The organism is Streptomyces sp. Alt3, assembly GCF_030719215.1.
In the GTDB taxonomy this organism is placed as follows: domain Bacteria; phylum Actinomycetota; class Actinomycetes; order Streptomycetales; family Streptomycetaceae; genus Streptomyces; species Streptomyces glycanivorans.
Map to the genome: position 1 here is coordinate 7,968,356 of NZ_CP120983.1, position 17,709 is coordinate 7,986,064.

A 17,709-nucleotide genomic window follows, 5' to 3' on the forward strand; every position below is an offset into this window, starting at 1 on the left:
AAACACATTCGGACGAAGAGTGGGCACGAACAGACTTCAGTTGTGTCGGTGCTCCGATCCGGAGCCTCTCAGTCGGAGCCGTGAGTGGCCGTCCGCGGGCTCAGGGGCCGGGCCAGGAGCGGTGCCCCCAGGACCTGATGGCCGCCGCTCGCCTGCATGCGTACCTCGCCGCGCTCGCTGATCTCGGCACGCACGATTCCGGTCTCGTCCGCGTAGACCGGGTACCCGCCGGCGCCGGAACGTTCCGTGAGACGGACGACGACCACGTCGTCCTCGGCGCCGCCCGCCTGGAAGATGAGTTCGTAACTCTCCGGGTAATCCATGATCGACCTCCCGACCGGGCGCGGCAGAAGCCGCCCGCCCGTCACCTCCATTGTTTCCCACCGGAGCGCGCGGCGCTCCAGGAGTACGGGCAGGTGACCGTACGTGTCTGAGGATGCGGAATGGGTGAGGCGGGGCGACCATCGTGTGCAAGGGACCGGACGCGTGCTGACAACTTCGCACGGCCGGGCCGTGACGCCAGGCGGCACCGCCGGCGCGATCGGACTTCGTCGGCGCGGGGCCCACGGGCTCCCGGCCGCCCCGTGGAGAGGAACTGCCGTGCTGATGGCCAATCCCGCAACGCTGCGAAATCTCGTCAAGCGCTACGAGACACTGCGAAGCACCCATGCACGGCTGGGCACTCCCGAGAGCAGGCGTCAACTCGAGGACGTCTCCTACACGCTCTGCGTCACCACCGGCACGCGGGCCGTGCCCGACGCCCTGGCTGCCGCGGCGGCACGGCTGCACGCCGTACCGTCCGCGGCGTCACCCGCCCCCGCAGAGGTGCAGCTGACCGCCTGACGCCGCGCGGCTCCCCGCGGACGGCGCCGGTTCTGCCGAACCGGCGCCGTCCGCACGTCCGGAGCCTCCAGGGCACGCGACACGCCGAATGGGCGGACGATGCCGTCGAACGGGTGACACCCGCCGGTCGGACAACATGACTGTTCGCGGACGCGGCTAGGCATGCCAGCATGAGATTTGAGCCCCGTCGAAACAAGACCGCTTCCCCGCGCACCCGTCGGCTCCGTGTCGCCGGCGGCGCCCTGTGCGCCGTTGCTCTTGCCGCCACCCTTGTGACCGGTTGTGGGCAGAACAGCGGTGACGACACCGCCGCTGAGACCTCGGAGGCTGCGAAGGTCCTTCCGAACCAGACCACCAGTCCTTCCGGGAGCCCCTCCGGCACGGCGAAGCTGACCGAGGACCAGACCGAGCGCAAGGACCTGCTGTCGACCGTCAAGGTCACCTTCGACTCGGCCGCCACGACGGCCGTCGGTGAGGTGTCCGGCGGCAAGCTGACCGACCTGGACCTGGAGGGCCTCGACGACGAGGACGACGCCTCCGGCAGCCCGAGCCCGTCCGGCAGCTCCACCAGCCCGAGCCCCGAGGCCAGCGCGAGCCCGAGCGGTAGCGGCAGCCCGAGCCCGAGCGGCAGCTCCACCAGCCCGAAGTGGATCGCGGAGGTCGCCGAGGAGGACGGCACCGCTCACAAGGTGACCATCGACGCGGTGTCCGGGGACGTGATCGACTCCGCACCCGACGCGGACCAGAGCGACGCGGACAAGAAGGAGCTGGCGGGCCAGCTCTCGAAGGCGACGCAGACGCCCCAGCAGGCGGCCAAGGTCGCCACGGACAAGCAGCCCGGCTGGGTCACCTCGATCGGCCTCGACGAGAACGACAGCAACGTTCTGGTCTGGCAGGTCGACGTGGTCTCCAAGGACTGGAACAAGACCACCTTCGACATCGACGCCGCCAAGGGCACGATCACGGACGAGCAGGTCGACAACGACTGATCATCACGCGAACAGGATCCCCGGTGGCGCACCGCATCGCGGTGCGCCACCGGGGTGTTCGCGGTACGAGGGGTCTGTGGCTCAGCGGTCCGCGTCCGTCGGACGGCGGGTGAAGCGCAGACCGGGCCGCCCGGACAGGGTGGTCGTGCCCGCCTCCACGAAGCCCGTCCGGGCGAGGACGGCCCTCGACCCGGTGTTGTCCAGCGTCGTCATGGCCCGGAGAGAGGTCAGGTCGTAGTCGGTGAAGGCCAGGCCGCACACGCTGCGCACTCCCGACGTGGCCAGTCCCCTTCCCGAGGCCCGCTCCGCGATCCGGTACCCCAGTTCCGCCGAGCCGTCGGCGACATCGACGAGGTTGACGCGCCCCAGCACCGCCCCGTCGCTGTCCGTCAGGACGTGGAAGTGGAGAATCCCCGCCGTCTGATCCGCGAGCAACTCGGAGTGCCGCGCGTCGAATCCGGAGAAGTAGTCGTCCCCCCGGTCCGGTACCGAAGCGGCGAAGTACGCGCGGTTCTCCCGTTCGAAGGCGAGCAGTGCGGGAGCGTGGTCGTGACGGAGACGTTCGAGGACTGCCATACGGTGACGATACCGAGTCACGGTCTCCTCCCGTGGTTCGCAAGGGCCCGGCCGCCTCCGGTGAGGGAACTGCCGGTCCCCGGCCGCTGGGTGGGTTGTCCGGACCACCCTCAGGGAGCGATGCCGACGTTCCCGAGGCGGCTCCACCTCCACTCCTGGGCGCGGGTCATCGCCGGCCAGTGGGTGGCTCCGGCGCGGGGGTTCACGCGCGAGGCATAGGTGGAGGGACGGTGGCCCGGCCGGAAGAAGCACCCGGTCCCGTACACGGCGTCGAAGGCGGGACAGGAGGACGCCACGGATGCCGCCGTGGGCTTGTGCCCCGTGCGTACCCACCCGGACAACGCCGAGACCGCGCCCGCGTACTCCGCCGTGCTGAGCCCGCTGTGCTCGCTCTCCTGGGTGAAGGTCTGCAGGAGGTACCGGTCGCGGTGGGCGCCGCTCAAGGTGTCGCGATACGCCGACTCGTGCTCGACGAAGGCGGTGGGGTCGTCGATGGCGTGCAGGGTGAGCACGGGAACGGAGACCGCGCCGGTCAGATCGCTGTCGTAGGAGAGGTCGCGTCGGGCGGTCCGGTCGGCGTCGAACCGTTCGACCCCGGCGTTGAGCGCCACGTCGTCGTGCGACCCCCGGTAGCGCACGTGCCTGTTGCCGAAGGGGCTGCGCAGTCCGACGCGTCGCACGATGTCGCGGAACGTGAAGGTGGCGAAGGTGAGGTGCGACTCGAGCGTCCGCTCGGGGATCTTCGTGACCGCGAGGATGTCGTCGAGGTTCCGCTGCTGAAGAGCCGTCCGCTCGGCGGGCCGAGAGCTGTACCCCGTGCACTCCTGGAGCCTGGCGCGCAGCCCCGCACCGGTCATCGCCGAGTCCTCACGGAGCCCCATCCACAGGGGGTACGCAGGCTCGGTCGGGCGTGGGTGGTTCCGGCAGTAGTACTGGTAGACGACGCGGAGGTCCACCCGGTAGTCGTAGCCGCGGGAGCCGCCCGCCAGGACACCGTTGGTGAGCAGTGCGCCGTCGTAGGGCGAGTCGGCGCCCGAGCCGTACATCTCGATCGTCTTCGCCGCGACGTTGCCGCCCCATGACTGCCCGTGGATCAGCGTGGTGCTCGGGCGCCCGAACCTCTGTGTGAACAACCGGCGCAGATTCTCCGTGTCCGAGGCGGCCATCCTCGTTCCGTATCCGCCGCGACGGTAGGCCGATCCTGCCCAGGCGTAACCCTGGTCGACCATCACCGACCAGCGCTCCAGGTCGTCCCCGCTGCGCTCCGGATCCGACTCCTCGCCCAGCCCAGGACCGCCGTGCGCGTGCAGGACCAGCGTTCCGTTCCACGAGCGGGGAACGGCGACGGTGTAGTGGGCGCCGTGGGAGTCCTGGCCCGAGTAGCACGTCGCCTTCGCCGCCAGGTCGGCCGGGCAGGGAATCGTGGTCGGTGCTCCGGTCGCCGCCGAGGCCTGCGCGGGGCCGACGAGGCAGGCCGCGAGGATCCCCGCGACACCGCCCGCCGCCATCGTGGACAGTCTTCCGCGTGAGCGCCGCCTCGGGGCGGAAGCGGTCACGACATTGCCGGTCGGGTTCTCGCTCAGGTGCATGCCGGCCGATGCTAGCCATGTCCGGGCCGTTTGCCAGAGGTCCGGCGTTTGAGTTCATATCGTTCATCGGCGATCACTTTCGGCCGTACATCGGTGCGGACGGTGACCTCATGTCTTCGCACGCGTTGTACAGGGCGTGTCCTCCTCCCTCCGCACACCCTTCACCCCGGCCGTTCCGGTGGTGGCTCCGAAGCCCTTCCTGCTGACGCCCCACCAGGGAGAGGCCGCGCGCGCGCTCCTGGCCCATGTGAGCGCGCTTCCGCTGACGACGGCCGACGCGCAACTCCTCGCGACCGTCGTCACCATCCGGGCCGCACGCGCCGGCGTCGGCAACCTCACCGGCCAGGACGTGCGCAGCCTCCGTCTGGCCGATCCGGAGGGAGCGGTCACCGCCTTCGCGGCCCTGGGCTGGCAGGGGTACGAGGCTCTGCTCGGCGGGGATCTCGTGACCCCGGTGGGCGTCATCGTGCCGGACCTCTCCGGTCAGCCGGAATCCGCCCTCCACTTCGGCAAGTTGATGCGTTCGCGGGTGTCGGGCTGGACGGTCCGGACCCTGTCCGCCAAGCCGGTCAAGAAGACCTCGACGGCGGCTCGGCTGGCCGCGCTGTTCCTGGCGGCCCACGGACCGGCCGATGAGCACGGCACGCTGCCCGCCCACCTTCCGGGCCACTGCCGGGCCGCCCTGCCCGAGCTGCTCGACAAGGGCTTCCTGCGGGAGTTGGACGGTGACAGGTACCTGCTGGCCGAGGCCGTGCGCCATCTGTCGGGCATGCGCCCCCTGCCGGATGTCCAGCCCGCCACGCGTGACGAGCCGGAGGCGGAAGGGCCGAGCTGGCAGGAGTGGAAGGACCGGGCGAGCGTCGCCCTGCGACGGCATGTCGAGGCGGTCGAGAGCTGCCCCGAGTGTGCGCTGTCCACGGCCAGGGTGTCGGAGGCGTTCATGCGCAAGGCCCTTCCCGCCCAGTTCGGCGAGAAGGCGCGCACTGCCTACGGCGTCTGGGCGGCCAAGTATCCCGATCAGGGGCCTGCGGCTGCCGAGTCCGCCGCCGCGTTCCGTGCGCTGCATGGCCACGGGCCTTCCGTCAAGCAGCTGTGCACGGCGCTCGGCTGGGGAAAGATGTCCAGGCAACTGCGGATCCACGTGATCCGCCGTCTGATTGCCGAGGGGTGGCTGACGAACACCGATCCGGTGCCGTGGACCTTGCGCCCGGGCAAGGCCGCGCAAACGGGGACGGCAGCTGCGGCGCCCGTCGCCGCGCGCCGGGGCTGAGTGCGGGCGGGTGTGTGTGAGGTCCTGCCCACACACCGGCTGACGGCACTTCCATCGGCCCCGCTGTCGGTGACCCGGCGTCAGGAGTGGTGCGTTCACAGGATTCAAAGTGATTGTGATGGGCATGCCAGGCGTAGCCGCGTGCCCCCCACAGGCACGCGCCCACCGGGAGGACTCAGTGAGAAGCAGCGCCCCGATCCGCAAGGGCATACTCGTCGTCACCAGTGCCGTCGCTCTGGTCGTCGCCACCGCCGGCAGCGCGTTCGCCGCCCCGCCGACGGCATTGCCCGCCTCTGCGGACGCGATCGAGCAGGCCTTTCAGCCGGCGTTCGACTACGACACGGACGGCTGCTATCCGACGCCGGCGATCGGACCCGACGGAACCATCGCTCCCGGCCTCAACACCACCGGCGCGGTCAACGGCAGTTGCCGTGACGCCGTGGATCTGGACAATACCAACGGCTACGCCCGTTCCCTGTGCAACAACGGCTGGTGCGCGGTGATGTACGGGCTCTACTTCGAGAAGGACCAAGCGGTGGCCGGCAGCGGGCTCGGCGGGCACCGGCACGACTGGGAGCACGTCGTCGTGTGGATCCAGAACAACGAGGCCCGCTACGTGTCCACCTCCGCCCACGGAGACTTCGACATCTACACCCGCGACCAGATCAGGTGGGACGGGACCCATCCCAAGGTCGTGTACCACAAGGACGGAATCGGCACCCACTGCTTCCGCCCCGCGAATTCGAACGACGAGCCGCCGGAGAACCACTACCACGATTGGCGGTTCCCCACCCTCGTCGGGTGGAACGGTTACCCCGCCGGCCTGCGGGACAAGCTGGTGCAGGCGAACTTCGGCAGCGCGGTCTTCGGCCTCAAGGACGGCAATTTCAGCAGCCATCTGAAAAAGGCGCTCCCCGCCGGAATTCCCTTCGATCCCAACGCCTGACGTCGCGGGCCGGGCGGCGCCACGGAATTCCGTCCGCCCGGCTGCGCGAGGGGTGCCCCCACTATCCTGAGGAGAGGGAGAGGCGCGGTCGAGGGGGAGCGAGATGATTTCCGAGCCTGAGATGGCGGGGGAGTTCGGCGCGGCCGAGACCCGCGAGGTGGTGGACGGCTTCGCGGGACACCCCGGAGGGGGACCCCGTCACCGAAAGCCATGGCTGTGGGCTCTGGGAGGTATGGCCATGGCGTCGGTCCTCTGGACGGCGGCGCTGTCGTTGTACGGATCTGACGACCGGCGTCCGGAAATGCATGGGTACCAGCTGGACCAGGACCCCTGCCCCTCCGTGCGGTTGAAGTCTCTCGGTGCGGCGATCGCGCCGAGAGAGCCCACCATGGACATGGGAACAGGGTTGTTGCAGCATGCCGCCCTCGACAAGATCCGGTGCGTCATCCCTCTCCGTTCCCCGGTGGAGGAGGAGCGGCCCGTGGACGGCTGGTCCATCGAATACACGGTCGGAATAGCCGTGGCACTGCACAAGGAAACCGATCCCGGAGCCGAATTCGAGGCGCAGCGGCGGGTGACCGACCTCGGCTTCGATCCGGAGGCGAAGCTGGAGACCGTACCCGATCTCGGCGACAAGGCGTATCTGCTGACCAGGGACGAGGGTGATGCGGAGCTCCGGGTGCTGGAGGGCGGAGCGGTCCTCTCGTTGAGCCTTGCCGCAATCACGCTTTACCAGAGCGACGGACGCGGTGACGAAGGTGCCGGTGACGAACCGGACGTCGCTGACCCGGCCCCGTACCAGGCGGCCATGATCAGTGACATGCGTGACCTGATGGCGGGCCTGAAGCGCTGAGGCCGGCCTCCGGCGTCCGGCTTTCGGTCTCCGCCGACAGCGGCGGTCGTGTCGGCGGGCCGATGCCCGTCAGCGGGCGGACAGCTCCGAAGGGGCCTCCTGGACCATCCACCCGTTGCCGTCCGGATCGGCGAAGGACATGAATGAGTTCCAGGTGTCACCCCTGCCCTCCTCCCAGCCCGTAGCGCCCACGTGCCGGATCGGAGAGACGTCCACACCGCGGCTCACCAGCTCCTCGCGTGCGGCCTCGATGTCCGTCACGCAGACCTGCATGCCCTGGAGCGTGCCAGGAGCCATCGCGCGCTCTCCCGGAAACGGTGGCATCCCCTGAAGCACGGCGATCGAGCACCGTGAGCCCGGCGGGGTCATCTGGATGATGCGCACCCCCGGGGCCACCTCGTCGTCCAGGTCCAGCTTGAAGCCCACCTTCTCGGTGTAGAACGCTTTCGCCCGGTCCATGTCGGTGACGGGGACCGGGACCACCTCGAGTGTCCAGTTCATGAAGCCTCCTCAGCAGCGCCAGTTCCCCTGGCCGGATTCACTGTCCTCGGAGCAGCCGGGACAGCAGAGGCCACGGCGAACTCCGAAGGACTTCCACCGTCACGCACGGATGCGGTGCGGCGCACCCCGAAACGCCAGCAGGGCCTGAACTTCGACCATTCACCGCGTCGGCGGGGCCGTATCCGTCCGTCGGCCACGCTGATCAGCCGGAACGGGTCACTACAGCTGTGCGGTCGGTCCCCGCCGACAGGAAGCACCGGTGCGTATGTTGCTCGTGGCATCCGTGATGACCGAGTCGAGTCGGTCCCGGGCGTGAACGAGGTCGGTGACGCGCCGGTCGACCAGCTCGCGCTCCTTCGCCAGGCGATCGAGCAGGGCAGGAGTTGCGCGGCCCTCGACGACGCACGGCATCAGCTCGGCGATCGTCCTGCTGGACAACCCGGCGGCGTACAGCTGCTGGATCATCTGGACCTGGTCCGCCGCGCTCTCGGGGTAGTGGCGCTGGCCGCTCGGGCTGCGCTCGGCACCGAGCAGACCCTGCTCCTCGTAGTAGCGCAGGGCCCGGACACTGACGCCGGTACGGGCGGCGAGTTCACCGATGCGCATCGCTCCTCCTCCGTGGCCTCCGTCACGGTACTTGACTCTCACGTCAACGTCAGGTTCTAGCGTGGCCGACGTGCACCCGACCGGGGATTTCCTCCGGTCCCGCTTGCCGACGTACACAGGCTCGAACCCGGTGCGTACGAACGTGTCCGCCACCGGAAGACAGCCTGGCCGCACCGCACCCGGAAGAGAGACAGCCATGACCACGTACAGGGTTACCGGCCTCACCGGTCCAGCCGCCACCCCGACCGTGTCGGTCGCCCCCGTCGTGCTGCCCGCACCTCAGCGCGGCGAGGACCTGCACGTACGCGTATCCGCCCCGGTCACAGGAACCCGTCTGCCGATCGTGCTGTTCTCGCACGGGTTCGGATCGAACCTGGACGGCTACGCACCGCTGGTCGACCACTGGGCCTCCCACGGCTTCGTGGTGATCCAGGCCACCCACCTCGACTCCAGGCGCCTCGACGTCATCGCGGGCGACGACCCCCGCAGGCCCCATCTGTGGCGCCGTCGCGTCCAGGACATGCAGCGGATCCTCGACGACCTCGACGTCCTGGAGGCATCCGTACCCGGCCTGGCCGGCCGGGTGGACCACAGCCGTATCGTCGCAGCGGGGCACTCCTTCGGCGGGCAGACCGCCGGCATCCTGGTGGGCCTGCGCGTCACCGACCCGGAGACCGGAATCGCGCAGGACATGTCGGATCACCGCGTCATGGCCGCCGTCCAGCTGGCCACGGCCGGCAGGGGAGGCGACGAGCTCACCCCCTTCGCCCTCGAGAACGCTCCCTGGCTGCGCGGTCAGGACTTCGCCCACGTCACCGCGCCCTGCCTCGTCGTCGCCGGGGACGAGGACGAACTACCGCTCTCCACCCGGGGGCCGTCCTGGACGACCGACCCCTACACCCTCGGTCCCGGCGACAAGAGCCTGCTGACGGTCCATGGGGGGCAGCATTCCCTCGGTGGCATCTCCGGCCACGAGGTCGCGGAGACCACCGACGAGAACCCCGGCCGCGTCGCACTCGTCCAGCAGGTCACCCTCGCCTATCTGCGCCATGTCACCGGCACCGACCACGCGGACTGGGAATCGGCGAAGGCCGCCCTCGCGGGCCGTTCGCACCCGTTGGGGCGGCTGGAGTCGAAGTGACGACAGTGCACCTCGCCCCGGAGAGCCGTTCGCCGGGGGCGGGGGGGGGGGGGGGGGGGGGGGGGGCTCCGTGGGACCTCGTGTTCCAGGCTTCGGCAAGCGGTTCGTCAGACGATCCGGGGGACGGTCTCGTTGCGCTCGGTGGACCAGTTGGTGACGATGGGCTTGTCGACGGTGGCCGTGTCGGGGAGTTCGAGCTCGGCGGGGTCGGGATCGTCCTCCGTGGTGGCGATGATGACGTTCTCGAATTCCTTGCCGCCATCGGTGTTCGTGGTCTTGGGGCTGATCCCGGTGTACGCGACCGCGGAGCCGGTGAGCTCGATGGGGTCTTCGCCGCCCTGTCCGACGGGGGAGGCGACGCCGTCGGCACCGGAGCCGAAGGAGACGCTCGGGGTGTTGACGTCCAGGTAGCAGGTGATGCCGGATTTGGCCTTGGCGGTGACGAGGTAGTACCCGCCGGCCTGGGACTCCTCGGTGACCGTGAACTCCAGGTCGTTGGTACCGCAGGACTGCCCGTAGCCGCTCTTGTCCCCGCTGCCGCCGGAACCGCTCTTGTCGCTGGAGCCGCTGGAGCCGGGGCTGTCGGACTTGGTGTCACCGGTCGCGTCGCCGCCGGTGGTGGGGGTGTCGCTGCCTCCGTCGGCGGAGGGAGCGGCGGAGGAGGCCGCGGAGCTGCCGGTGTCCGTGGTGTCCTCGGGTCCGCACGCGGTGGCGGTGGCGGCGAGTGCTGCCACCGCCGCGGCGGCGAGCACGAGACGGGCGGAACGGGCGGCGGGACGCGAGCGCATCATGGTCTCCAGCGGCTGTCGATTGCGGTACTTCCTGCTGACACCGACGACACTAGAGCCGAGACGATCTTGAAATCATCGCGTGCATGTCCAGGTTCTGTCCCAGCCGATCGGTTCCAGGAAAGAGCGCTGGATCTGATTTCGACCAGCGAGGAGAAACAACGGGTAGCCGTGACGGGCCGGGAGCCGTGGCGGGGGCCGACGCACGACACTCTCGGCCTCGTGGACCTCACCCAGGCCGGGAGCCGCCGTCCACCGGCGACGGCCCGCCCACGTCCTGCTCGAAAGCGCGACCACACGACGAACCGGTCGGGACGGCGCTCCCGACACCGCCCGCCCCTGTCACCAACCCAGGGCGCGCCCACTTCTTCGCGGTGCAGGCCGGTCGGACCCGCCCCGCCCCCGGCACCACCCTTCTACGAGCCCACCCTCAAGCCGTTGACCAGGACATACGCCGAGGTCCGGCCGGGGAATCAGGTCGCTGCCTGGGAGCTGTCCCGGAAGCCGCCCCAGCCGTGCCAGCGGTCGATCTCGATCCAGGCGTTCACCCGGCCGCGGTCCCGGTCCGCATACGGCCGGCCGAGGTACTGCTGGGACAGCCGGTCGATGCCGGCCAGGCCTTCGTCGTCGCTCATCTCGACGACATGCCCGATCAGAGTCACATGGGTGTACCAGTCGGATTCGTCGAGCACCGTGAGGGTGACGCGGGCGTCCCGACGCACATGGTCGAGACGCTTGCGGCCCTCGTCCATGTTGACCAGTACCCGGCCGTCGTCCCAGAGGTACCAGGTGGCCGTGGACACCGGCTGCCCGTCCGAACGAAGAGTCGCGATCACAGCAGGGTTGGGCTTGCGCAGCATGGCTACCGCGGCATCGGGAAGTGGCGGCTTCGACATGTTCTCTCCTCTGTCTCCCGCTGCCCTCCCTGTGGTGCTGAACCACACCGGTGGTTCGGAGGGTGCGCCTCCACGCTGCCACACCGCACCGGCGGTACGACGGACCGCCCGCGCCGCGCGAACCGCGAGTTCGCACGGTTCCGGTTCCGCGGCCGCCGGATGTGATCAGCACATTGCGGTCGCGTGGCAGCGTGCGGCAGATCATCGACACGACGCGATGCGGGCCGCACGGTGGATCTTCGTAGCCAGCGCTTTCCACCTTCGGAGGACCCGTCATGCCCCTCGTCCGTCCAGGGCGTCGCAGAATCGCGGCGGCGAGTGCCGTGGCCGCACTCGCCGGCCTGCTCGCCGCCCCCACCGCGCACGCGGTCCCCGACACACACCGGGCCGCCGAAGCACAGCCCCGCCGCATCATGGAGAACCTCGACCGGGGTCTCGTGGCGGTCCCCTCCGGCAGCGGCACCTTTCTCAGCTGGCGACTGCTCGGTACCGAGTACGGCTCGGACATCGCCTTCAACGTCTACCGGGCGGGGAAGCGCCTCAACCACCGGCCGGTCACCACCTCGACCACGTACCAGGACAACAGTGGGCGGGGGCACGGCGCCTATACGGTGCGCGCGGTCGTGGACGGCCGCGAGAAGAAGCCGAGCGGCAGTGCGCCGGACTTCGGGAAGGGGTACGCGGAGATCCCCCTGGCCGACGCCGACGGATACACCGTGCAGCACGCCTGGCCCGGTGACCTCGACGGTGACGGCCGCTACGAACTCGTGGTCAGCCGGCTGTCGGGCACCCGGGACCGGCCTGACCTCCTGGAGGCGTACACCCTCACCGGGGAGCGTCTGTGGCGCATCGACCAGGGACCGGGCTCCCACACCCAGGTCCCCGGCAACGGTGCCAACGACCCCGCTCCGGCGGCGATCAGCGGCTCCACCGCCATCGGCGGTTTCCGTAACGACGACAACGTCACCGTCCACGACCTCGACAGCGACGGCCGGGCCGAGGTGCTCGTCCACACCGCCGACGGCACCACGTTCGCCGACGGCGCCACGGTCGAAGCGGACTCGCCGGCCGACCAGTTCGTCTCCGTCGTGGACGGCGCGACCGGAACGGAGCGCACCCGGCAACCGGTGCCCGACGACTTCACCGCGGACGGGCCGTCGGGGGGACAGTTCGGCATCGCCTACCTCGACGGAGTCCGTCCGAGCCTGGTGACCAAACTTGTCACACGTGTCGGCGCGAAGCGGGGAGCCTTCCGCACTCTCATCCAGACCTGGGACTTCGACGGCCGGGAGCTGAAGCCGAACTGGAAGTACGTCGTACCGCCGGACAGCGGGGCCACGAGCTTCCACCAGATCCGGACCGTGGACGTGGACCAGGACGGGAAGGACGACATCGCCGACGGCAACTACGTCGTCAACAGCGACGGGACCCTCCGCTACGTCGTCGACGGCGCCGGTCACGGCGACCGCTTCCACATCGCCGATCTGGATCCGGCCAGGCCAGGTCCGGAAGGGTTCGCGATCCAGCAGTCGGAACTCGGTGTCGTATCCCGCTTCCCCTGGTACTACTACGACGCGGCCACCGGTGAACGACTGGTGACGGGGGCGCACCCCGCCGAACCGGAGAGCGAGGCCGACCTCGACGTCGGCCGGGGCACGGCGGCCGACATCGACCCCCGCCACCCGGGCCTCGAGTACTGGACCTCCACCGCCGACGTCACCGCGCCGGGTGCGGGCGTCCGCAACGTCAGGGACGGCAAGGTCTCCGGCACCACACCGAGCGTCAACTTCCGCATCTGGTGGGACGGGGACAAGGGAGCCGAACTGCTCGACGGCACGCACGTCGAGAAGTGGAACCCTGCCCGGGAGACCGCGGGGCGCGTCTTCGACCCCGCCGGTGTGGTCCCGGGGGCCCGCAACGCCACCCCGTTCTACGGGGACGTCCTGGGCGACTGGCGGGAGGAGATCCTGGCGGAGACGGCGGACCACACCGCCCTGCGCCTCTACACCACCACAGAGCCCACCTCCACCCGCCTCTACACACTCGCCCACAACCCCGCCTACCGCCTCGGCTGGACCGTACGCGGATACCTCCAGTCGACGTTCACGGACTACCACCTCGGCTACGGCTCCAAGAACCCGCCCCGGCCCGCGATCCGGACGGACACCGGCCCGGACCGCACCTGGACCCCGATCGCACGCGACGGATTCCGGTCCGGAACGCGGCAATGGAGGTCCGAGCTCCAGGACGGCGGGAGCGTGACGGCCGCCGGCGGAGTCCTCGACATCGACGTACCGAGCGGCGCGACGGTGTGGTTCGACCGCCGGCTGAGCGGTCCGTACGAGATCGAGTACACGGCCACCGCGGTCTCCGAGGGCGGTGCCAACGACAGGGTCTCCGACCTCAACAACTTCTGGAACGCCACGGACGTCCGCTCACCCCGCGACATCTTCGCCACCACCCGGGCCGGGGCCCTGGCGGAGTACGACCGCCTGACGACCTACTACGTCGGCTACGGCGCCAACTCCAACACCACCTCCCGCCTGCGGCGCTACGTCGGTGAGGCGGGCAACCGTCCACTCCTGCTCGACTACACGCAACCTCTGCTCACGGCCGGCGAGCCCAACCGGGTCCGGATCGTCTCGGACGGCTCGACCGTGCAGTGGTGGAACAACGGCCGCCTGGTGTTCGACCATCAGGATCCGGAGCCGTACACCAGTGGCCACTTCGCGTTCCGGACGGTCACCAGCCACTTCAGGATCAGCGACTTCACGGTCTGGCGCCCGCCCACCCGCGGGTGACGGACCGGGCTGCCGCTCACCACGGGGACTGTCAGTGGCGGCTGTGATGCTGGAGAAATGGACGAACTGATGAGGCGCCGCGTCTACGGCGCCGACCACGACGATCCCGATCCGGGGCCCCGGCCCGGGCGCGTCTACGTGGAGCTGGTGGCAGGTCCGCTGGACGGGCTCCTCCTGGACGTGACCGGCTGGCCCGAGGAGCGCCTCGCCGCAGGGGCCGCGCTCGGCACGGAGCTCGGGAAGTTCGGTGCGGGCGGACGCACCGTGTACGGACCCGTGGAAGGCGACCCGAAGCGCTGGTCCTGGGAGGCGGACGGACCGTGAGCCGTCCGCCTCCCAGGACCTGAGGCCCTCCGTCGCGCTGCCCGGCCTCTGCCGGTTTCCGCCTGTGCAGCCTGCTGAACCGGGTCACGGGGGAGCGCGGTCCGTGTCAGTTCGCGCAGTGGGTGTCCTGCGCGGGGCGGTGCCCGGTGGTGAGGAAGCGGGTCACGGCACGGTCTCCGCACTTGTTGCCGTTACCCAGATACATGCCGTGCCCGCCCTGGCCGACGGTGACCATCCTTGCGCGGTCACCGAGCGCCGCACGCATCTTGAGTGCGCCGGTGTAAGGGGTCGCGGGATCGCGCAGGCTCTGCACCATGAGGATGCCCGACGGGCCCTTGTCGGTGATCCGGGCGGGCTCCTCGGCCGGGGCGTCCTTCCAGAAGGCGCACGGGGTGACGTTGACGGGCATCCCGGCCGTCAACGGATACCGGGCGCGGTCGGCGGCCACCCGCCGCGCGTATCCGGAGCCGGGACCGGGCCAGCGCACGTCGTTGCAAATGGTCGAGACCATGAGCGACGCGTCCTCGTCGAGGATGACCTGCGTGAGGTCCGGCGGAAGGGACGGCACGGCCCGCGGGTCGCCGGCCTCCAGGACCAGACGGGCCATCCCCGGGAACGCCCGGTCGCTGTAGAGGGCGTTCTGGAGGGCCTGCCTCAGCCCGTTGCCGGTCAGCGGCACGCCGGGTGTCCCCGAGTCGCGTGGAGTGCCGTCCAGTTCCTCGGCCAGCGCCAGGAACAACGGCTCCACGTCCTCCGCGCGCGCGGCCAGCCGCAGCCCCTCCGCTTCGCGCGCGGGGTCCGCCGCCCAGGACGCGAAGTCCGCGAAGCGGTCGGCGGCACCGCGCGACATGTTCTCGAGCCACCCACGGGCGACCCGTGACGGGTCAGGGTCCCCCGTGCTGTCGAGGACCGTGCGGTCGACGCTGCCGGGGTGCGTCTGGCCGTAGACGGCCGCCACGTAGGCGCCGTACGAGGTACCCCAGACCGAGAGTCTGCGCTCCCCCAGGGCCCGCCGGAAGAGGTCGATGTCGCGGACCTCGTTCCTCGTCGTGAACGAACGCAGCACCTCGCCTCCGTTCGCGGCACACGACTCGGCCGTCCGGCGGGACCGCTCGGTGCTCTCCGCGGTCCCGCCGCCCGGCGTGGGCCACGACCGCAGAGTCACCAGGCGGCGATCCGCCGCCGCGATGCCGCAGCGGGCCTTGACACTGCTGCCGACTCCGCGCGGATCGAGGCTGATGAGGTCATAGGCGCCCTCCAGTTCCTCCTGCAACGCCGCCCCCTTCTGCGCCAGTCGCTGGACTCCGGACGAGCCGGGTCCACCGGGTACCACCACGAGGGTTCCGCGCCGGTTCTCCGGCCGGTCACTGCGCAGCCGCGTGACAGCGACGGGGACGGTGCGTCCGTCGGGCCGGAGGTGGTCGAGGGGGACCGGCAGGGTCGCGCACTCCTGTCCGGCGGGTCCGGTGGTGCCCTCGGGCAGTGCGCACGGTCGCCAGTCGAGCCGTGGTACGAGCGTGCTCCGCGCGACGTCCGCGAGGGCGACCGCCGGGGTGGTGGTGACCGTGGCGGCCACGGCGGTGGCACAGAGCGTCGAAATCAGTGTGCTGCGCGTCCAGTTCGTCATGGGGCAAGCGTGGTCCAGCCACGTCCGGGTGCCCATGAGGCAGGCATGCGTCCCGAGAGGGGGGCAGCCCCACCCGGCGGTCCTCCGCAAGGCCCCCGGAGGCATCTCGCAAGCAACGGGCGGGCGTTCACGACGCGCGTGGCCGACGCGCCCGATACCATCGGCCCATGAGCGCCGAGTCCTCGCACCCCGTCCCCCTGCGCGCCTCCGACGCCGATCGCGAAGCGGTGGTGGCGGAGCTGCAGGACGCGGCGGCCGACGGCCGCATCGACCTCGACGAACTGGGCGCCCGGCTGGAAGTGGCCCTGGCCGCACGGACCCTCGTCGAACTGGCTCCGCTCACCGCCGACCTGGTGCCCGCCATGCCGCCCGCTCAGCCTCTGCTGCTCAAAGGCGGCATGGCGGGTGTGGTCAGAGGAGGGGCCTGGCGCGTACCCGAGCAGATCCGGGCGTACGGCGGCATGGGCGGCGTCAAGATCGACTTCACGCGGGTCGAGTGCCGGCTGCGCGTGGTCGAGATCGAGGTGGACGGCCAGGCCGGTGGCGTCGAGATCGTCGTCCCCGACGGCTGGGCGGTGGAATCGCAGCAGGTCGACCCCGGTCTGGCGGGCCTGCGGGACAGGACGACCCCGGAGAAACTCCCGGGATCGCCCCTGGTCCGTCTGGCAGGGACCTGCGGAATGGGCGGGGTGACCGTCCGCCATCCGAAGCGCGGTGAACGCCGCAAGCTGCTGCGTGAGAGCCGGTGAGCCAGGTCCGCGAGGCCCGGCGCCGAACAGCTCAAACGTCCCTCCGCATGAGGACGCACATCGCCTCGTAGCGGCGGACTACTCCGTCGGGCCCCTCGGCGTCCCAGGCGTCAGGTGCGCGACCGTGGACGACGTAACCCAGGCGCTCGTACAGGGAACGGGCCCGGGGGTTGTCCTCCTCCACGGAGAGTTCCGCCCTGTGCAGGCCGCGGTCCCTGATCCTCTGTTCGGCCGCGCGGATCAGCAGCGTCCCCAGGCCGTGACCCTGCAGTGCGGGGAGCACTGCGAGCTGCCACAGGGTTCCTGCCCCGTCGGCGACCCGGTAGTCGACGCCGCCGATCGCCACCGGCAGATCCGCTGCGGTGCACACGGCCAGGTAGTCCACCTCCCCGGCCGCAGCGCGCACCAACTCCTCCTCCACATGGCGTAGGTGCGTGGCCGAGCCCGACCAGGTGCATGCGGACAGGTCCCGTGCAGAAAGATCGCGGACGCGGAGGCTGACGGAGACGCTGGAACCGATGTGTTCGGGTGCGGGGTTCACGGCAGTGAGCATGCCGATCGACGCGTCGGCGCCGCAACACCTTTCGGGGCCGCCGACCAGTTGCATGTGTCCGACCTGATCCAGCGGGTGGTCATTCTCCTGGAAGTGGGTCGGCCGGTCGCGCACCTGCTCCGGCAGCGTTCCGGCCAGGAGGTGACGGATGGCCTCCCGGTGTTCGGCATGGTCCCGCGAGGTCGGGATCCGGTCCAGGAACGAATGCAGGCCCACCCGCTGACGGCCGCCGGGCCCGCCGGCCCGCGTGCGCCGGTACGTGCACGCGATGCAGTCCACGTCTGATGCGAGCATCCGGGGGCACATGCGTTCCAACGGCGAAAGGAGCCACATCATGCTGGGTATTGCTGCCGCAGTTCTCTTCTTCATCGCTTTTCTGATCAACGCGGCCGAGATAGCTACGAACGACGTCTTCGCTTCGACGAACGTCATGCTGATCGGGCTGATCCTGTTGGCCCTGCATGTCGCGGGCATCGGAAACGGCCGCAGAGTCGGCCGACGGTGACCCGCGCGTCCCCGGCAGGAACAGCCACAGAGGCAACGTTCCGGCCGGGGACGCGCAGCAGGCGTGAACCACCCTCCGGCCCCGCGCCACCCGATCGCTCCGTGCTCACCTCCGCGGCTTCCGTGCGGAGCGTGAATCCGCCACCACCGGCA

At 70.3% G+C, this 17,709-nt stretch carries 18 protein-coding genes and 2 pseudogenes; 11 read left to right on the forward strand and 9 right to left on the reverse strand.

Annotation, left to right across the window (positions count from 1 at the left end; translation table 11 throughout):
* Window positions 1-68 precede the first annotated feature (68 nt).
* Window positions 69-323: a DUF6296 family protein gene (locus P8A20_RS35235; protein ID WP_147960572.1), complete on the reverse strand. Its 255-nt coding sequence runs from the start codon at window positions 321-323 to the stop codon at window positions 69-71.
* Window positions 324-600: 277 nt separating this feature from the next.
* Between P8A20_RS35235 and P8A20_RS35240 the strand changes: the two genes are divergently transcribed.
* Together P8A20_RS35240 and P8A20_RS35245 are read left to right on the forward strand one after the other, a co-directional pair.
* Window positions 601-843 (forward strand): DUF5133 domain-containing protein, encoded by a 243-nt coding sequence (locus P8A20_RS35240; protein WP_147960571.1) that lies wholly within the window; start codon window positions 601-603, stop codon window positions 841-843.
* A gap of 170 nt (window positions 844-1,013) precedes the next feature.
* On the forward strand, window positions 1,014-1,832 hold the full coding sequence (locus P8A20_RS35245) for a PepSY domain-containing protein (protein WP_147960570.1): 819 nt from the start codon (window positions 1,014-1,016) through the stop codon (window positions 1,830-1,832).
* 81 nt (window positions 1,833-1,913) lie between these two features.
* Here the strand turns inward: P8A20_RS35245 and P8A20_RS35250 are convergent, their stop codons facing one another.
* Together P8A20_RS35250 and P8A20_RS35255 are read right to left on the reverse strand one after the other, a co-directional pair.
* A complete protein-coding gene (locus P8A20_RS35250) occupies window positions 1,914-2,408 on the reverse strand; it encodes a GNAT family N-acetyltransferase (protein WP_147960569.1) in 495 nt (164 codons plus the stop codon).
* A gap of 110 nt (window positions 2,409-2,518) precedes the next feature.
* Window positions 2,519-3,916 (reverse strand): hypothetical protein, encoded by a 1,398-nt coding sequence (locus tag P8A20_RS35255; protein WP_147960669.1) that lies wholly within the window; start codon window positions 3,914-3,916, stop codon window positions 2,519-2,521.
* Between the two features lie 217 nt (window positions 3,917-4,133).
* Here P8A20_RS35255 and P8A20_RS35260 point away from each other — a divergent pair, with 217 nt between their 5' ends.
* The 3 genes from P8A20_RS35260 (at window position 4,134) to P8A20_RS35270 (ending at window position 7,066) form a co-directional block, all read left to right on the forward strand.
* Window positions 4,134-5,267 carry a hypothetical protein gene (locus tag P8A20_RS35260; protein WP_147960568.1) on the forward strand — a complete coding sequence of 378 codons (1,134 nt, stop codon included), beginning with the start codon at window positions 4,134-4,136 and terminating at the stop codon, window positions 5,265-5,267.
* 178 nt (window positions 5,268-5,445) lie between these two features.
* A complete protein-coding gene (locus P8A20_RS35265; protein WP_147960567.1) occupies window positions 5,446-6,213 on the forward strand; it encodes an NPP1 family protein in 768 nt (255 codons plus the stop codon).
* Window positions 6,214-6,316: 103 nt separating this feature from the next.
* Entirely contained in the window at window positions 6,317-7,066 is a 750-nt protein-coding gene (locus tag P8A20_RS35270; protein WP_147960566.1) for a hypothetical protein, read from the forward strand.
* A 69-nt stretch (window positions 7,067-7,135) separates the two neighbouring features.
* Here the strand turns inward: P8A20_RS35270 and P8A20_RS35275 are convergent, their stop codons facing one another.
* The gene (locus tag P8A20_RS35275; RefSeq protein WP_147960565.1) at window positions 7,136-7,567 is read right to left on the reverse strand and encodes a VOC family protein; all 432 of its coding nucleotides are present in this window, start codon (window positions 7,565-7,567) and stop codon (window positions 7,136-7,138) included.
* A 219-nt stretch (window positions 7,568-7,786) separates the two neighbouring features.
* Window positions 7,787-8,173, reverse strand: coding sequence for a MerR family transcriptional regulator (locus P8A20_RS35280; RefSeq protein ID WP_147960564.1), 387 nt, complete (start codon window positions 8,171-8,173; stop codon window positions 7,787-7,789).
* Between the two features lie 196 nt (window positions 8,174-8,369).
* Between P8A20_RS35280 and P8A20_RS35285 the strand changes: the two genes are divergently transcribed.
* Complete coding sequence (locus P8A20_RS35285; protein ID WP_306104968.1) at window positions 8,370-9,314, forward strand: alpha/beta hydrolase family protein; 945 nt, start codon at window positions 8,370-8,372, stop codon at window positions 9,312-9,314.
* Window positions 9,315-9,421: 107 nt separating this feature from the next.
* Here the strand turns inward: P8A20_RS35285 and P8A20_RS35290 are convergent, their stop codons facing one another.
* Together P8A20_RS35290 and P8A20_RS35295 are read right to left on the reverse strand one after the other, a co-directional pair.
* A complete protein-coding gene (locus P8A20_RS35290; RefSeq protein WP_147958222.1) occupies window positions 9,422-10,102 on the reverse strand; it encodes a DUF4232 domain-containing protein in 681 nt (226 codons plus the stop codon).
* A gap of 473 nt (window positions 10,103-10,575) precedes the next feature.
* Window positions 10,576-10,998, reverse strand: coding sequence for a PPOX class F420-dependent oxidoreductase (locus P8A20_RS35295; RefSeq protein ID WP_147958215.1), 423 nt, complete (start codon window positions 10,996-10,998; stop codon window positions 10,576-10,578).
* 413 nt (window positions 10,999-11,411) lie between these two features.
* On the opposite strand from P8A20_RS35295, the pseudogene P8A20_RS38845 reads away from it, so the two are divergent.
* The 3 genes and pseudogenes from P8A20_RS38845 to P8A20_RS35310 all read left to right on the forward strand — a co-directional run.
* A pseudogene (locus tag P8A20_RS38845) lies at window positions 11,412-13,088 on the forward strand (rhamnogalacturonan lyase family protein); the annotation flags it as partial.
* Window positions 13,089-13,190: 102 nt separating this feature from the next.
* Window positions 13,191-13,799, forward strand: a pseudogene (locus P8A20_RS35305) (DUF6250 domain-containing protein); the annotation flags it as partial.
* A 57-nt stretch (window positions 13,800-13,856) separates the two neighbouring features.
* A complete protein-coding gene (locus P8A20_RS35310; protein WP_147958216.1) occupies window positions 13,857-14,123 on the forward strand; it encodes a hypothetical protein in 267 nt (88 codons plus the stop codon).
* A gap of 106 nt (window positions 14,124-14,229) precedes the next feature.
* On the opposite strand, the gene P8A20_RS35315 is transcribed toward P8A20_RS35310, so the two are convergent.
* Entirely contained in the window at window positions 14,230-15,750 is a 1,521-nt protein-coding gene (locus P8A20_RS35315; protein WP_306104969.1) for an alpha/beta hydrolase, read from the reverse strand.
* A 167-nt stretch (window positions 15,751-15,917) separates the two neighbouring features.
* Between P8A20_RS35315 and P8A20_RS35320 the strand changes: the two genes are divergently transcribed.
* Complete coding sequence (locus P8A20_RS35320) at window positions 15,918-16,499, forward strand: DUF1707 SHOCT-like domain-containing protein (protein ID WP_306104970.1); 582 nt, start codon at window positions 15,918-15,920, stop codon at window positions 16,497-16,499.
* A gap of 31 nt (window positions 16,500-16,530) precedes the next feature.
* On the opposite strand, the gene P8A20_RS35325 is transcribed toward P8A20_RS35320, so the two are convergent.
* Window positions 16,531-17,052, reverse strand: a complete 522-nt coding sequence (locus tag P8A20_RS35325) for a GNAT family N-acetyltransferase (protein WP_147958223.1) — start codon at window positions 17,050-17,052, stop codon at window positions 16,531-16,533.
* Between the two features lie 334 nt (window positions 17,053-17,386).
* Here P8A20_RS35325 and P8A20_RS35330 point away from each other — a divergent pair, with 334 nt between their 5' ends.
* Window positions 17,387-17,557: a hypothetical protein gene (locus P8A20_RS35330; RefSeq protein ID WP_187282311.1), complete on the forward strand. Its 171-nt coding sequence runs from the start codon at window positions 17,387-17,389 to the stop codon at window positions 17,555-17,557.
* Window positions 17,558-17,709 lie beyond the last annotated feature (152 nt).

Bases quoted from the DNA above. Each gene is read 5' to 3' on its own strand.
- P8A20_RS35280 (WP_147960564.1), bottom strand. From the start codon at position 8,173: ATGCGCATCGGTGAACTCGCCGCCCGTACCGGCGTCAGTGTCCGGGCC.
- P8A20_RS35330 (WP_187282311.1), top strand. From the start codon at position 17,387: ATGCTGGGTATTGCTGCCGCAGTTCTCTTCTTCATCGCTTTTCTGATC.
- P8A20_RS35245 (WP_147960570.1), top strand. From the start codon at position 1,014: ATGAGATTTGAGCCCCGTCGAAACAAGACCGCTTCCCCGCGCACCCGT.
- P8A20_RS35325 (WP_147958223.1), bottom strand. From the start codon at position 17,052: ATGCTCACTGCCGTGAACCCCGCACCCGAACACATCGGTTCCAGCGTC.
- P8A20_RS35285 (WP_306104968.1), top strand. From the start codon at position 8,370: ATGACCACGTACAGGGTTACCGGCCTCACCGGTCCAGCCGCCACCCCG.
- P8A20_RS35270 (WP_147960566.1), top strand. From the start codon at position 6,317: ATGATTTCCGAGCCTGAGATGGCGGGGGAGTTCGGCGCGGCCGAGACC.
- P8A20_RS35275 (WP_147960565.1), bottom strand. From the start codon at position 7,567: ATGAACTGGACACTCGAGGTGGTCCCGGTCCCCGTCACCGACATGGAC.
- P8A20_RS35290 (WP_147958222.1), bottom strand. From the start codon at position 10,102: ATGCGCTCGCGTCCCGCCGCCCGTTCCGCCCGTCTCGTGCTCGCCGCC.
- P8A20_RS35235 (WP_147960572.1), bottom strand. From the start codon at position 323: ATGGATTACCCGGAGAGTTACGAACTCATCTTCCAGGCGGGCGGCGCC.
- P8A20_RS35310 (WP_147958216.1), top strand. From the start codon at position 13,857: ATGGACGAACTGATGAGGCGCCGCGTCTACGGCGCCGACCACGACGAT.
- P8A20_RS35255 (WP_147960669.1), bottom strand. From the start codon at position 3,916: ATGGCGGCGGGCGGTGTCGCGGGGATCCTCGCGGCCTGCCTCGTCGGC.
- P8A20_RS35320 (WP_306104970.1), top strand. From the start codon at position 15,918: ATGAGCGCCGAGTCCTCGCACCCCGTCCCCCTGCGCGCCTCCGACGCC.
- P8A20_RS35315 (WP_306104969.1), bottom strand. From the start codon at position 15,750: ATGACGAACTGGACGCGCAGCACACTGATTTCGACGCTCTGTGCCACC.
- P8A20_RS35295 (WP_147958215.1), bottom strand. From the start codon at position 10,998: ATGTCGAAGCCGCCACTTCCCGATGCCGCGGTAGCCATGCTGCGCAAG.
- P8A20_RS35250 (WP_147960569.1), bottom strand. From the start codon at position 2,408: ATGGCAGTCCTCGAACGTCTCCGTCACGACCACGCTCCCGCACTGCTC.